Origin of the sequence: Nocardia sp. NPDC056100 (assembly GCF_042266325.1) — a bacterium.
Lineage (GTDB): Bacteria > Actinomycetota > Actinomycetes > Mycobacteriales > Mycobacteriaceae > Nocardia.
Genome location: NZ_JBHJVY010000002.1, coordinates 1,096,686 through 1,109,390, shown reverse-complemented (window position 1 = coordinate 1,109,390; position 12,705 = coordinate 1,096,686). Strand labels below are relative to the sequence as shown.

Genomic DNA, 12,705 nt, shown 5'->3' with positions numbered 1-12,705 from the left:
GTTCCTGTCCGGCTTACAGATTCGATGGAGAACGCACACCTTTCGGTGTACGTCCATCAATCTATGGCCGGATTTCGTGCGGACAGGGAGTCCGGATATGCCGCATGGCGGCCCGAATGTGCCAAACCAACCGGGTGGAAACGAACCGTCACATACCGCTGGCCATTCCACGGCGGAACGCGTCCGGTGTATCGCCGGTCCAGCGCTGAAACGCCCGGCGCAGCGCCCGCGCATCCTGGTAGCCGACCTTGGCCGCGACCGATTGCACGGGAAGTTCGGTGTCGCGCAACAGATCCACCGCATGCTGGTGCCGGGTCGCGGCAACCTCCGCACGCCAGGTGGTGCCCTCCTCGCTCAGGCGGCGCTGCAGCGTCCGGGCGCTGACGGCCAGGCGGCGCGCGACATTGTTCAGATCGAGCTCACCCGCCACCATCGACTGCCGCATGGCCGCGCGCAGCTTGTCATTCCAGCTCGGCGCCGGCCGCGCGGCAGCGAGATTGAGCTCGGCGTAATGACTCAGCACCGCGGCCAACCGTGGGTCGGCTCCCGTGGGCAGCGCGCCGATATCGAGAAATGTGATTTCCGAATGCGGAGCGCGGAAATCGATATTCCCGGTCCCGAACTCGTCCACCAGTCGCGCACGACCCGGCCCCGGTGGCTGGGTGAACCGGACCCGAATCGGCACCAGATGTTGCCGCGACGCCGCGCGCACCCGCCGCAGCATGACCGACAGCACAAACACTTCCACCGATGCGAGCACCGCCTCCGGTTCGACAGCGACCGTACAGCGGATGGTAAGCAGCCCCCCGTCCTCGACCACCTCCCAGCCCACCGCCGGATCGGTCACCACCGCCCGCAGCTCCATCGCGGTGCGCAAGCTATCGGCGAGCGAGGTCCGACTGGTGAACAGGTAATCCCACACATGTAGCCCAACCCGATCGGCCTGCTCCGCGGCGAGCAACCCCGGAACAGACCCCACCCCCGCCACCGTTTCAACCAATTCCCATATCCGCCACACCGATTCGGTCGGCACCCGCAACAGGAAGTCATCAAAGGTAGCGGGATCCAGCCCCGACGCAACCGCAAGCTGCGCAGGCGACACACCCACCTGTACAGCGGTCGCCCAAACCAACGCCGCGCTTCGTACCGGCATGGTGTCTTCGTTCACCACCGAAGCATATCGACCGACCGGTACGCGAGACCGCCGAATTATCCCGTCTGACCCGCGCCGACACGTGAACGCAGCTAACGGGGAGCTGGGCCGGCAGCTCTATTGTCAGTCTCGCCTCGCGCCGCTACTTGTTCGTGCCGATTGTCCTTGGACGGGGCAGCTTCCGCCCCAGGATCTGCTCTGCCTCGCGACGACGCTCAGCGATTTGCTCTGCGGTGAGCTTTACACGAGTGATGCGCATCGTCCCCTGTGTCAACGCACTCATCAGTTGCTGCCTCCCAACGCCATTGCCGCTAGCGGAAACTCGTCGAAACCGTAGCCATCCCGTGCGTGCGTCACACCTGGATTGTGAAGGATGACGGAGTGCTGACGCAGCCTCGGTCGCTCTCGTGGTTTGGTGCTTCGGTGGGACTACGCATTGGATCGATTGCGGATGCTAGAACTCGTGCATGACATACAGGTTCACCGCGCGGCTCGCGTGCGGTTGCGATGACCCGGATGCGGACGATTGCGTGCTGGCCGGGGTGGCGGAGTCCGATGACGATGAGGGTTTCATCCTGATGTTCATGTGCGACTTCGCGGAGCCCTATGACCAGGAAGTGGCACTGGGCATGGACACACATTGCCTGGTCACTCGCGATCAAGGTACCGCGTACGGTTGCATCCGCGAAGTCGAGTTGACCGACGAGATACTGCGCGTGACTTTGGATCCCGAATCGCTCCACGACCTCGGTCTGGACGATCACATTATCGAGGCGGCACTGCGTGCACCTGCCGCGGATCTGGCACGCCTGCGGGAAGTGCTGCCCCGCATCCTGTCCTACGGTCGCCCCGAATCCCGTGCGCGACTGACCATGTCCTAGCCGTGCCCGGCCGAACAGGAAATGGTTCGACTCAATCCGGCGGCGACCGTACGCTGCGCGAATGTGCTTCTACCCGAGCCGGACACATCTGGTCTGCGTGAGCTGCCGTATCTCACACAAACACCCGATCGGCCGCGGCCCCGCACACTGCCCCCGGTGCCGAGGATCATTCATCGACGCCGGCCCGCACCTGGCCGTGCCCAGAAGAACCGACAGGGCCGGATGGCGCACATTGCAGACAGTGCTCGATTCCGGCCTCACCTTCTACGGCGGATGCTGTGGCGAGGGCCCCGGCTATCGCCCCCGCACCCGGCGCGAGGTCCGCGAGCGAATACTGCTGGCCGCGCGCACCGGCATACCGATCACACAGGCACTGGCCGAACCGATTCTGTGAACGGCAGTCGATGCAAACAGCCGCAGCGTCGCACCTCGCGAACGATACGGTCCCGTGGTGAGTGCGGTTGATCCGATTGTCGCCGAGTGGGAGTCGCGATTCGACGAGCGCTGGGACAGCTTCTGGTCCTGTTTGAGTCCGATATGGCGAGAGACGCTGTGCGGGTCGAGGACCGAGGACGCACCCGATGCGGCGGCGATTCTGCGGCGGACGCGATTGACCAGTGACTACGGCTGGCTCGTCTATTTCGGACCGATCCGGTGCTTCCCAGCTGTGCGGGAGGCACTGCTGTGGGATTCCAACGGAATGGATCTGGGGCTGTTGGCTTTCACCGCGGACGGTGAGCGTCGGTCGTGGGATCGGTTGCTGTTGGGTGGTCCCGCGAATGTGGACCTCGAGCAATTGCGTGGCGCGCCGATCCGCGAGCTGATTCTCTCCGCGGTTGATGTGCGCCAAGTCGAAGCGCTGGCGGAGATACCCGGTCTCGAATCATTGACGCTCGACCTCTACGGCAGTTCCATCACGCTGCCAGAGCTTCCTCACCTGAGGCAGCTGACCCTCTACTCGAATACTCAGGCGTATTTGCCTGCGGCGCAGGCGCACTCCGACGCTCGTATCGTTCGCCGTGACGACCATTTCTGCCCGCCGTTCGGGCCCGGTGACGTGGCTTGATCCTCCACATCGGGTTCGGCGCCATCGGGCGGTAGTAGCCTTCGCTCATGGTGACCGGACTTGTGATCGTGATCGTGGTGATGGCGCTGGTCGGGTTGGTTGTCGCGGGGGTGAGTCGGGATTCCGATCAGGGTAGGCGACGGGATCGGTGGCAGTCCGGTGGCATCGACGGGGGCGGCGATAGTGGTTGTGGCGGTGGGGATTCCGGGCACAGCGGGTGCAGTGGCGGTCACAGTGGCTGCGGTGGCGGGCATAGCGGATGCGGCGGCGGGGACAGCAGTAGTTCCGACTAGGTTGCCAGCCCGATAGGGAGCGGGCGTCGGCCAGTGCGTCCACTGGCCGACGAACCACGTCAGTTGTAGCCGGTGGTGAAGCCGAAGCTGAAGTGGTGGCCCTTGGAGTTGCAGGTGACCTGGGCGCGGAAGCCGCTGCCGCTGCAGGTCGCGCCACCGTAGGTGATGGTGGCGTCCGGACCGTAGCCGGAGCCGGGGGCGGGCTGGCCGGGGGTGAGGGCGGCGCTGTCGGCGCGGCCGTGCTGGCCGAGCGGGCCCAGGGGCGGGTGCGCGGGCAGGAAGGGCAGATCGATGGAGATATTGGCGATCTGCAGGCCGTACCAGTTCATGGTGCCGTTGGTGATATCGCAGCCGACGTCGCCATTGGGTCGCATGGCGCAATTGGCCAGGTTGCCGTACGTGAAGTAGACGGTGTCGCCGATGAGGTAATTGGCGGGGTCCTGGGCAATGGAATCGCCGGCGGCGGTTCCCGTTCCTGACAAGGACGCGCCTATTGCCAAAGCTGTTCCGGCGAGGGCGGTTCCGATGCGGGTGCGTGTGCTCATGAATATCCCTTCGGTATGAATTCGGCAGTGATGCCGTATGTCGTGTTCGAATGGCTCAATCAGGTTCGCGCTTACCGTATTCCGGCGATCGTCACGATACGACGTCATCCATGGATTTCGCAATTCCCCTTTCTCGCAACGCCTTTCGAATTCGTGGCCTTCACCTAAGTTTGGCATTGATCGAATGGCCGTATTCCCCTTGATAGCCTGCTTAAACCCCCACTTTTGGTGGCAGCGTGACCAGGTGTGTAGTGGTTAGGATTCCCGAGTGTCGTTGAATCCGTTCATGCTCGGCGTACGGTTCCTGCTCGAGCTCGCCGCTATCGTTTCCTTCGGAGTCCTGGGTTGGCGCGAATTCGACGCACCTTGGCGATATCTGCTGGTCGTGGTACTGCCGCTGATTGTCGCGGTCGTGTGGGGAACCTTTGCGGTGCCGGGAGATCCGAGCCGCAACGGGGAAGCGACGGTCGCCGTGCCGGGCGCGGTACGGCTCGTGGTGGAGGTCGCGGTATTGGGCGGCGGCGCGGTAGCCCTGTGGGCGGCCGGACTCACTGTGACAGCACTGATCTCCGCCATAGTGCTGGTGGCGTACCAGGCCCTGGCCTACGACCGCGTGGGCTGGTTGCTCTCCCACTGACCTACAGCCGCGAAGTCTCCTGCGCGAGAACATGAGCCAGCACGAGATCGGCGACCCGCCCGACCGGTACCGTCGTCACGACCTCGAGCGTGGCCGACTCGCGCAGCAATGGCTCAACGGTCTCCAAAAACCCCAGCGTCTCGGCGAGTTCGCCCGGATCCTTCCCATACGAATTGCTCGTACGCGACATCAACCGTTCGACGAGCACTTCGGCCGGAGCGCTGAGCAGGACGATGTGATCGAACCGCGGATAGAACACCGTCTGATTGCGAGTCGTCCCCTGTACGAACAACACCCGAGCATCGTCACGGGACAGCAGCGCGTCGATCCTGTCCTCGCGCCACAATCTCTCACCGTCAACCACCCGGTGGTAATCGCCATAGTCGGTATCGACTGTCGAATAACCGCGCGCGGCAAGCTCATCCAACAACGCCGACTTGCCCACCCCCGACATGCCGGTGATCAGCACCCGCTTCACACGCGAAGTCAGCGCTCGGGGGAGAAGACGGTATCCGGGGCGACCAGTCCGACGAGCGCTCCGACAACCTGGCGCAGGGTGGTTTCGCTGACGACTCCGATACGGTCCTGAAGCCAGGGCCGGTAGACGGGAGTGATGCGATAAACCACCGCAGACAGGCCGGGCAACGGGTCGGAGTCGGCGAAGGGCACCGCCAGTCCCGGCATCTTCGGTGCGAGTTCCACCGGGATCGCGAGCACCGTCGGCAAGATCGCATTGGCTGCGGTTCGCGAGACGATCAGCACCCGATCACCACCGAGCGATGACGGTTTCTGGCGGCCCGCGATGGTGGGCAGGTAGTGCCAGAGTTCACCGTGTGCGGGCGTGGCGGCGGTTACCACGCGGCGCCGTCGGCACGAATCGCCTCGGCCATGGCGGCACGCTCGGCTTCGACCTCGGCGAAGTGTTCGGCGGTATCGCGCCCCTGCGCACGCTCGTAATCGGCGGCGATGCGCGCGGAGTTGGCGAGCAACTTGTCTCGCAATGCCGATTCCACGAAGGCGGAGAGCTTGATGCCCATCTGCGCGGCGACTTCCTTGGACTGCTCCAACACCGTGCCGTCCAGGCTGAGCGACGTATTGGCCTTCATAGTACGAATCGTAACAGGATTCCAAGCATGATTCCCCGTTGCTCTCAGACCTGGGGCTCGAGGCTGCGTCACAGTGACGAACCCACCAGGTCAACCCGGGCTGTGGCTCCCTTCGAATCTCGCCGCCAAATCCGCGAGCAACGAGGCGCGGCGCACCTTGCCCGCGTCGTCGCGCAGGGCGACTTTCGTGTACTCGAAGGTGCGGGGAATCTTGTAGCGGACCAACCGTTGGGCGATGAAGGCCCGGAGTTCGTCGTCCGTGAGCGCGGCCGAGGTCTCGATGACCGCGTGCACGCGGTGGCCGAGGTCCTCATCTGGTACGCCGAGCACGACCGCGCCGGTGACCTGTGGGTGTTCGGTCAGCGCGGCTTCCACCTCCGCGGGGTAGATGTTGGCGCCGCCGGTGATGATCAGATCGGCTCGGCGCTCGTCGATGTAGAGGTAGCCGTCCCGGTCTTGGCGTCCGAGGTCGCCGACCGCCTCCCAGCCGTCGATCACGCGGGGGGTGGCTCCGATGTAATGGTATGTGGGGGTGTCGTTTTGGGGGCGGACCAGGATGTCACCTGTCTCACCGGTAGGCAGTTCGGAACCGTCCGGTCCGGCGATGCGCACTCGGCCCCACAGGGGCAGGCCCACCGAGCCCGGGTGGCGCAGCCAGTCGGTACCGTCGATATGGGTCATCATCGTGCCCTCGGTGGTGGCATACATTTCGTGCAGTGCGGGCGCGCCGACCAGGTCGATCCATGCGCGTTTGAGCCACTGCGGGCACGCTGCGGCACCGTGCCAGACCGATCGCAGCGAGGTGACGTCGTATTCGTCTGGGCTGCTGCGCAATTCACGGATCAGGCGGCTCATCATGGTGGGCACCAGGCTGATCCACGACGCCCGAACCAGGGCGATGGACCGCAGCACCGCGACGGTGTCGAATCGCGGCAACACCACCAGATGCTGTCCGGCCAGCAGTCCGTAGATCGAGAAGTTGAACGCCGCGTTGTGATAGAGCGGACCGCACACCAGCTGGGTGTCCCCGTCGCGCTGATCCAGGACGGACGCGGTCCGTTCCACATCGAGCTCACCGGGCTGAGCCGAGACGATCAGCTTGGGTCGCCCGGTGCTGCCACCGGAGGTCGGGGCCTTCCACGAGGGTGCGACCACCGTCGGCGTGATCGGGGTATCGGGCACCGTGGACGGGGGAGTGAATCCGGCGGGGAGCCACCGTATCGACGGGTTCTCGGGTTGCGCCCCGATCACCAGAACCGGTTGCGCCAGTGCGAGAATCGCCTCGCGCTCGGGTCCGGGCAACGCGCTCGACATCGGCTGCGGCACCGCACCGATCTTCCACAGCGCGAACACCGCGATATAGAACTCGGCCCCGTTGGGCAGCGCGACCGTGACCATATCCCCGGCGCGCACCCCGAAGTCGCGATACACGCGGGCCAGGCGATTGGCCGCGCCATCGAGTTCTGCGCGGGTATAGGTGCGCCCGGCATCGGTGATGGCGGGCCGCTCGGGCGCGCGGGCGGCCAGATCCGTGAGCAACTGCCCGAGCGGAATCGCCTCAGCCATGGAGAAACCTCTCCACGAACGCGGGTTCGACGACCAGCCCGTGCACCTGCATATTGTGGCTGTGCGCGAGCTGGTGCAGCGCGAAGGCGTTACGAATGGCCTCGGGTCGTCCGGCGGCGTCCTGCGCGGCATTCACCGATTGCTTGGCCAATTTCAACGCGAATGGCGGTTGCTTTGCGATGTGAGCAGCCAATTCCAGTGTCGCGCTGGTGAGTTCGGCGCGCGGCACCACCTTGTTGACCATGCCGACTCGTTCGGCCTCGGTCGCGGTCATGGCGCGCGAGGTGAACAGCAGCTCCTTGGCCTTGCGGACACCGAATTCATAAGGGTGGTTGAAGAATTCGACCGCGTTGACGCCCATCGACACCACATTGTCGATGAATTCGGCATCATCCGCGGCCACGATCAGATCGCACGGCCACGCCAGCATGAGCCCGCCGGAGATGACTTTGCCGTGCACCTCGGCAATGGTCGGCTTCGGGATATTGCGCCAGCGTTCGCTGAATCCGAGATAGATCTCCTCCTCGCGCGCCATCACCCCGGCCGCGCCGGTTTCGTTGAATCCGCCTCCGCTGCCGACGGTTTCGAAGCGCTCGTGCGCGGCCAGCGGATCTGGTTCGCGCATATCGTGACCGGCGGAGAAGTGCGGGCCGTTGGCAGCGAGCACGATCACCACAATGTCGTCATCGTGCGCGGCGCGGTCGAAGGCGGCGTTGAGGGCGTAGAGCAGTTCGGTGTCCTGGGCATTGCGCCGATCAGGGCGGTTCAGGACGACGCGGGCGACTTTCGGGATCGGTACTTCGTAGGTGATCGGTTCGGTGATGCTGATCGTCATCGCTTGCCCTCCCAGAGGATTCGTTCGTGTCCCGCCGGATCGTCTGCGACGGTGATGGTTTCGGAAATGAGCCCGGTGGTGCGGGCGTCGATGTCGTAAGGTGCCCAGCCGGGATCGCCGTGGGTGATGAACTCGACCCAGATGCGATGGTTGGTGTCGGCGACCGCCTGCGGCGGGGTGTCACCGATGCGGGCGCTCAAGCCCGGCGCGACGAGGGTGTCGAATGCGAAGGGGATATCGACCGCGTGACCGGAACCCAGTGTCGGAGAAGCCCATTCGAATCGATACAGCCACGTGCTGCCGGGCTCTCTGGCCTCGGCGACTCGTACGGAGGGGATGCGGAAGTACCAGTCGGACACGATCGCGGATATCAATTCACCGGCGGTGGCATCGGGCCGATCGCGCCGGTACGCGGCCAAGGTCTCTTCCACCGGCAGTCCGTACCCCTCGATGGTCGCGGTCAGTGCGACCTCGTCGAGCACTGCCAGCGCTCCGGACGCGACCAGAATCGCGCGAGCCTCGTCCGCGGTGGTCCCGATGAGCAGCCGCACCCCGGTGCGATCGGCAAGAGCCTCGAGTGTGGGTCGGGGCAGCACCGCCCCGTCGACGGTCGGTGCGTAGGGCTGCTGTGTCATCGCGAGCGCACCCCATTTGCCCGGGTCCGGTGCGGTCTGAATCTCGGTGATGACCGTCCGGCACACCTCGGCGAGCACCTGCGGATCCACCGCGGCGAAGGCTTCGCGTTTCGGTTCGATACCGAGCAGGCGTGCCAACTCCCGCGCGACCGTCAGCGATTGTTCCGGCGGCAGATGATGATGCGCCCCGCCGCTCTGCGAAATCGCCTGCTGGAAAAGACCTTCCGCGTCCGGGGCAGCCAGCAGCGTATTCACGCTCCACGCGCCCGCGGATTGCCCGGCCACCGTCACTCGATCGGGATCACCGCCGAATGCGGCGATATTGTCGCGCACCCATCGTAGCGCCGCGATCTGATCGAGGATGCCGAGGTTGGCCACCTCGTCCCCGGTGTACAGGAACCCCTCCGCGCCGAGCCGATAGTTGATCACCACGGTGACCACGCCGTCCCGGGCGAAGGCCGAACCATCGTATTCCGCAAGCGAATTCGAGCCGTTGGTGAACGCGCCACCGTGAATCCACACCAGAACCGGTAGCCGATCGGCGTCGATGCGGGTGTGCACATTGAGGTTCAGGCATTCGGTGCCCGCGATCGTCACCTCGGGGTAGTACGGCACGTACATAGCGATGTAGTCCGCTTTGGGCACCGTTGCCCCGTACTGCCGGGCATCGCGGACGCCCTGCCAGTGCGGTGCCGGAATCGGCGGGCGCAGGCGGTTCGCGCCGAAAGGTGCGGCCGCGTACGGGATGCCCAGGAATTCGAGCAGGTCACCCCGCTGTCGCCCGCGCACCGTTCCTTCTCGGACGATCACCGTATCGGTCACCGTGCTGCCCATTGCGGCCTCCTCGCCTGCAAGGTCACTCGAATACCGCGGTGCCGCAACAGGATCGCGCCACCGGTCGAGTGTGAAACATTTTGTTGAGATGTTGCATGAGCCTAGACCCGATGCAACATCCCGGCAAGATGTTGCACAAAGGAAATGTCCGGCACGATATGCTGCATCGGTGGCATCGACACCGCTGGAACGACAACTGGCCCCGGACTCGACCCCGCGCCGCCCGACCGCCCTGGACGCGTTCGCCCTGGCACGGTCCGATTTCCTGGCCGGGGACCGCATCGACATCGGCTCGATCGCGCAGCGCCTGGGCGTCAACCGGGTCACCCTCTACCGCTGGGTCGGCACCCGCGAACAACTGATCATCGAGGTCGTCTGGTGGCTCACCGAACGCACCCTCGACCAGGGCTGGCAAACCGTCGAATCCACCCCCGGCCCAAGGGTTCCCGCTCTCCTGGGTCACCTACTGCATGCCATTTGGGATCAACCCGGCTCCCGCCGCTCCATCGAGCGCGATAACGCCATGTACATGACCCTGCTGACCGTGGCCTCGCACGGCTTCCAGCCCCGCATGCTCGCTTACGTCCGCGCCAAACTCGCCGCCGATCTCGAAACCGGCCGCATTCACACCACTCTCGACCTGGACGACCTGTCCTACACGGTCCTGCGCGTCGCGGAGTCCTTCCACTACATGCCCACCATCATCGGCGAACCCGCCGACCCCGACCGAGCTGTCCGCGTATTGACCGCGATCCTCGGGCCGAATCCCGCCTAGCGCCGCCGACATTCGTTCCGGTCGGAGTCACCGTCCAGGCTGGCGTTCGGCCGCACCGGCCCGGACGTATAGCGCAAACATGACCCCACATGCCGAAGCCAGGTCCCGCCGCTATTGATCGTGCCGCTATATAACGGTACATTCGATGAGTCAGGTCACCGGTATCGGCGAGGGATCGAAGTTCTGCGCTCAGCCGCAGCGGTCCGGCTCAGTCGCTGCTCGGGCGTAGTCACGCAACATCTTCGATCGAAAGACGTACTTGCGATGGTCGCAGTCACGCTTGGGTTCGTATTCCTATTCATCGCGATCGCCGGCGGGCTCAGATCCGTCGAGGTCGGTCTACAGAACACCCAGAAGATCTACATACACAACCCTTGGCTATGCGCGGTGATCTCGTATGCCGTTGCGCTGATCGGTTTTTCGATCTTTCTGGCGGTAGCCGCGGTGGTATCCGACCCGCCCTGGCCGACGTGGGCCGACGTGCGAAACATGCCGTGGTGGGCGCCATTCGGCGGTCTCGTCGGCGGTGTGGCCGTGGTCGGCATGATCACCGTGGCGAGATACGTCGGTATCGCGACCTTCAACGCGGTCGTCATCACGAGCGAAATGCTGGTCGCCCTTGTAATGGACGATCTCGGCCTGATGGGCTTCGCGGCTCGCGAGGTGACTCCGCTGCGCCTGGTGGCTGCCGGATTGATCACCGGCGCAGTCGTTCTCATGGCTCGCAGCTCCACGAAGCCGGTCTCGGTACCCGAACGCGACGCGATCCTGGAGGAGGCTCTCTGATGGCTACTCTCCTCAGCGAAACCCGCTCGAAGCTGTCCCGGTCGATGCTCGCGTTGGTCTTCGCATTCATGCTGCTCGGCGGCGCGCTGCGATCGGTCGAGGCGGGCTGTCAGAATTCACTCAAACTCGCCCTGAAGAACGTCTGGCTGTGCGGCGTCATCTCCTACGCGGTCGCCCTGACCGGTGTCGGACTCATTCTTGTTGCCACACTGGTGTTTTCGTCACGGAGCTCCTGGCCGACATGGACCGATGTGAAACTCATGCCGAAGTGGGCCCCGTTCGGCGGCCTCACCGGCGGCGCGGCGATCTTCGCCATGATCACCGTCGCCTCCAGCGTCGGAGTCAGCACATTCAACGCCGTGATCATCGCCGGGCAGATGTTCGTCGCCGCGGCGATGGACCACTACGGGGTGATGGGTTTCCCGCGCCGCGAGATGGACACGCAGCGCTTCATAGCCATCGCGATGATCATCGCCGGGTCCTACCTGATGGCCAAGTACTGACCGAACACGGCGTAGTCAGTACTCGATCCGACTGCCCTACCTGCCCTACAGTGAGCTACTCGGTCGCGACGCGCGTGTACTCGTCGTGCAGGAGGGCGGCCGGTAGGTAGTCGGATCGAATCCCCAACTCCCAGCCGTGAACCTGGATGGCCAGCTTGACCAGTGCGATCGTGCCGAGCGGCAACAGGGTTCGTGGCGGCGCGTCGATTGGCGCGTACTCGCGATACCGAGCGAGATGAGTGGTCAACGCGTCCTCGAAGGCAGACCGGTCATCGTCCAGCAGCGTCACTAGCAGCTGCTGATCCGATGTCAGCGCACCGGCTGCCTTCAACTGTCCTGCGGCCTCGGCACGCTCATCCGCGCTGGGCTTACGCAGTATCAACGACGACCTTTGCGCGGAAAAGTCTGAACGCGACGGCCTGGATATGTAGCTGCACAACGCGTCCATCTCCGCGATATCCGCTGGATCCGAATGCGATACCAGCGGCGAATATGGCACTCCCGCACGGATTGCGGGCGCGTAGTCGACGAGCAGCAGCCCGCCCACCGCACGGTCCGGCTCCCAAGGGGAGCTGGTCACACACAGGGAGAACACCTGCCGCCAGGTTCGGGCGGTCGGCGCCTGGTCGACAGGCGGCGCGTAGTCGGGTACGTCGCTGCTGAACATCTCGCCGATGAGCGGGAGCGGAACCTCCTGATCGCCATTGGGAGCCGCGCCATGACTCAAAGCGCCGAGAGCGCACTCCGCTGCTGTCCGCAGGACGATGGTCGAAGAAGGGGAAGACAACTCGGGGTCGTCCGCGATGCGAGCGGCGAGATGGTCGAGGAGCATGTCACACATCTCCTGCAGAATCCCGAGAGATGGACCATCGCGCCAGTGCTCCCAGTGGATGTTGAGGCGCCCGGCGATATCACCCAGCGCGTAGGTCATCCGCCACTCGTCGATACGGTGACTCGCCAATTCCCCCACGCCGCAGTCCTTTCGGTTCACGCTGTTCGGAGCGGAAGGCCACGCCCTCGGCTGAACGGCTGCACCGTTCAGTGAGTCAGCGACACGACGTAGCCCCCTGATATGCCGCGATTGTGCCTT

At 64.6% G+C, this 12,705-nt stretch carries 16 protein-coding genes; 7 read left to right on the top strand and 9 right to left on the bottom strand.

Features of this window, described 5'->3' with window-relative positions:
- Positions 1 to 148 precede the first annotated feature (148 nt).
- On the bottom strand, positions 149 to 1,168 hold the full coding sequence (locus ACFC0O_RS17180; protein ID WP_375958803.1) for a helix-turn-helix domain-containing protein: 1,020 nt from the start codon (positions 1,166 to 1,168) through the stop codon (positions 149 to 151).
- 452 nt (positions 1,169 to 1,620) lie between these two features.
- Here ACFC0O_RS17180 and ACFC0O_RS17175 point away from each other — a divergent pair, with 452 nt between their 5' ends.
- From ACFC0O_RS17175 to ACFC0O_RS17165, 3 genes are all read left to right on the top strand, one after another.
- Positions 1,621 to 2,034: an Imm10 family immunity protein gene (locus ACFC0O_RS17175; protein ID WP_375958801.1), complete on the top strand. Its 414-nt coding sequence runs from the start codon at positions 1,621 to 1,623 to the stop codon at positions 2,032 to 2,034.
- A gap of 241 nt (positions 2,035 to 2,275) precedes the next feature.
- Positions 2,276 to 2,428 (top strand): hypothetical protein, encoded by a 153-nt coding sequence (locus tag ACFC0O_RS17170; protein WP_375958799.1) that lies wholly within the window; start codon positions 2,276 to 2,278, stop codon positions 2,426 to 2,428.
- 57 nt (positions 2,429 to 2,485) lie between these two features.
- Complete coding sequence (locus tag ACFC0O_RS17165; protein WP_375958797.1) at positions 2,486 to 3,100, top strand: hypothetical protein; 615 nt, start codon at positions 2,486 to 2,488, stop codon at positions 3,098 to 3,100.
- Between the two features lie 352 nt (positions 3,101 to 3,452).
- On the opposite strand, the gene ACFC0O_RS17160 is transcribed toward ACFC0O_RS17165, so the two are convergent.
- A complete protein-coding gene (locus ACFC0O_RS17160; protein ID WP_375958795.1) occupies positions 3,453 to 3,938 on the bottom strand; it encodes a hypothetical protein in 486 nt (161 codons plus the stop codon).
- 268 nt (positions 3,939 to 4,206) lie between these two features.
- Between ACFC0O_RS17160 and ACFC0O_RS17155 the strand changes: the two genes are divergently transcribed.
- Positions 4,207 to 4,575 carry a YrdB family protein gene (locus ACFC0O_RS17155; RefSeq protein WP_375958793.1) on the top strand — a complete coding sequence of 123 codons (369 nt, stop codon included), beginning with the start codon at positions 4,207 to 4,209 and terminating at the stop codon, positions 4,573 to 4,575.
- Between the two features lies 1 nt (position 4,576).
- On the opposite strand, the gene ACFC0O_RS17150 is transcribed toward ACFC0O_RS17155, so the two are convergent.
- The 6 genes from ACFC0O_RS17150 to ACFC0O_RS17125 form a co-directional block, all read right to left on the bottom strand.
- The gene (locus tag ACFC0O_RS17150; RefSeq protein ID WP_375958791.1) at positions 4,577 to 5,053 is read right to left on the bottom strand and encodes an AAA family ATPase; all 477 of its coding nucleotides are present in this window, start codon (positions 5,051 to 5,053) and stop codon (positions 4,577 to 4,579) included.
- Between the two features lie 8 nt (positions 5,054 to 5,061).
- Positions 5,062 to 5,433 carry a hypothetical protein gene (locus ACFC0O_RS17145; RefSeq protein WP_364648730.1) on the bottom strand — a complete coding sequence of 124 codons (372 nt, stop codon included), beginning with the start codon at positions 5,431 to 5,433 and terminating at the stop codon, positions 5,062 to 5,064.
- Positions 5,427 to 5,681 carry a hypothetical protein gene (locus tag ACFC0O_RS17140; protein WP_364648733.1) on the bottom strand — a complete coding sequence of 85 codons (255 nt, stop codon included), beginning with the start codon at positions 5,679 to 5,681 and terminating at the stop codon, positions 5,427 to 5,429. The genes ACFC0O_RS17145 and ACFC0O_RS17140 overlap by 7 nt, the downstream gene beginning before the upstream one ends.
- 90 nt (positions 5,682 to 5,771) lie before the next feature.
- Positions 5,772 to 7,247 carry an AMP-binding protein gene (locus tag ACFC0O_RS17135; RefSeq protein WP_375958788.1) on the bottom strand — a complete coding sequence of 492 codons (1,476 nt, stop codon included), beginning with the start codon at positions 7,245 to 7,247 and terminating at the stop codon, positions 5,772 to 5,774.
- Positions 7,240 to 8,082 carry an enoyl-CoA hydratase gene (locus ACFC0O_RS17130; protein WP_375958786.1) on the bottom strand — a complete coding sequence of 281 codons (843 nt, stop codon included), beginning with the start codon at positions 8,080 to 8,082 and terminating at the stop codon, positions 7,240 to 7,242. Before ACFC0O_RS17130 ends, ACFC0O_RS17135 begins: the two co-directional genes overlap by 8 nt.
- Complete coding sequence (locus ACFC0O_RS17125; RefSeq protein WP_375958784.1) at positions 8,079 to 9,551, bottom strand: carboxylesterase/lipase family protein; 1,473 nt, start codon at positions 9,549 to 9,551, stop codon at positions 8,079 to 8,081. Before ACFC0O_RS17125 ends, ACFC0O_RS17130 begins: the two co-directional genes overlap by 4 nt.
- 169 nt (positions 9,552 to 9,720) lie before the next feature.
- Between ACFC0O_RS17125 and ACFC0O_RS17120 the strand changes: the two genes are divergently transcribed.
- The 3 genes from ACFC0O_RS17120 to ACFC0O_RS17110 all read left to right on the top strand — a co-directional run bounded on the left by ACFC0O_RS17120 (position 9,721) and on the right by ACFC0O_RS17110 (position 11,615).
- A complete protein-coding gene (locus ACFC0O_RS17120; RefSeq protein ID WP_375958782.1) occupies positions 9,721 to 10,326 on the top strand; it encodes a QsdR family transcriptional regulator in 606 nt (201 codons plus the stop codon).
- Between the two features lie 120 nt (positions 10,327 to 10,446).
- Complete coding sequence (locus tag ACFC0O_RS17115; protein WP_375960750.1) at positions 10,447 to 11,112, top strand: DMT family transporter; 666 nt, start codon at positions 10,447 to 10,449, stop codon at positions 11,110 to 11,112.
- Positions 11,112 to 11,615, top strand: a complete 504-nt coding sequence (locus ACFC0O_RS17110; RefSeq protein WP_375958780.1) for a DMT family transporter — start codon at positions 11,112 to 11,114, stop codon at positions 11,613 to 11,615. Before ACFC0O_RS17115 ends, ACFC0O_RS17110 begins: the two co-directional genes overlap by 1 nt.
- A gap of 55 nt (positions 11,616 to 11,670) precedes the next feature.
- On the opposite strand, the gene ACFC0O_RS17105 is transcribed toward ACFC0O_RS17110, so the two are convergent.
- Positions 11,671 to 12,546, bottom strand: a complete 876-nt coding sequence (locus tag ACFC0O_RS17105; RefSeq protein ID WP_375958778.1) for an immunity 49 family protein — start codon at positions 12,544 to 12,546, stop codon at positions 11,671 to 11,673.
- Between the last annotated feature and the right edge of the window lie 159 nt (positions 12,547 to 12,705).

Bases quoted from the DNA above. Each gene is read 5' to 3' on its own strand.
- ACFC0O_RS17160 (WP_375958795.1), bottom strand. From the start codon at position 3,938: ATGAGCACACGCACCCGCATCGGAACCGCCCTCGCCGGAACAGCTTTG.
- ACFC0O_RS17110 (WP_375958780.1), top strand. From the start codon at position 11,112: ATGGCTACTCTCCTCAGCGAAACCCGCTCGAAGCTGTCCCGGTCGATG.
- ACFC0O_RS17125 (WP_375958784.1), bottom strand. From the start codon at position 9,551: ATGGGCAGCACGGTGACCGATACGGTGATCGTCCGAGAAGGAACGGTG.
- ACFC0O_RS17140 (WP_364648733.1), bottom strand. From the start codon at position 5,681: ATGAAGGCCAATACGTCGCTCAGCCTGGACGGCACGGTGTTGGAGCAG.
- ACFC0O_RS17130 (WP_375958786.1), bottom strand. From the start codon at position 8,082: ATGACGATCAGCATCACCGAACCGATCACCTACGAAGTACCGATCCCG.
- ACFC0O_RS17175 (WP_375958801.1), top strand. From the start codon at position 1,621: ATGACATACAGGTTCACCGCGCGGCTCGCGTGCGGTTGCGATGACCCG.
- ACFC0O_RS17135 (WP_375958788.1), bottom strand. From the start codon at position 7,247: ATGGCTGAGGCGATTCCGCTCGGGCAGTTGCTCACGGATCTGGCCGCC.
- ACFC0O_RS17105 (WP_375958778.1), bottom strand. From the start codon at position 12,546: ATGACCTACGCGCTGGGTGATATCGCCGGGCGCCTCAACATCCACTGG.